1 protein-coding gene is annotated in these 286 nt (G+C 59.1%); it reads left to right on the top strand.

Features of this window, described 5'->3' with window-relative positions:
• On the top strand, positions 1-286 hold a 286-nt coding region (locus LPB67_RS19080; RefSeq protein WP_262838924.1), incomplete at both ends, for a GTP-binding protein.

Raw genomic sequence — 286 nt, 5'->3', positions numbered from 1 at the left:
TACGATTAACACCGCCCACGTCGAATACGAAACAGCCGGCCGCCACTACGCCCACGTCGACTGCCCAGGCCACGCCGATTATGTCAAAAACATGATCACCGGTGCCGCCCAGATGGACGGCGCGATCCTGGTCTGCTCCGCAGCAGACGGCCCAATGCCGCAAACTCGCGAACACATCCTGCTGGCGCGCCAGGTTGGCGTACCCTACATCATCGTGTTCCTGAACAAATGCGACATGGTTGACGACGCAGAGTTGCTGGAACTGGTCGAAATGGAAGTCCGCGAA

Origin of the sequence: Undibacterium sp. Jales W-56, from assembly GCF_025548535.1 — a bacterium.
GTDB lineage: Bacteria > Pseudomonadota > Gammaproteobacteria > Burkholderiales > Burkholderiaceae_D > Undibacterium.
The sequence above is the reverse complement of the archived record's forward strand: the minus strand, read 5'-3'. Positions and strand labels throughout refer to the sequence as shown.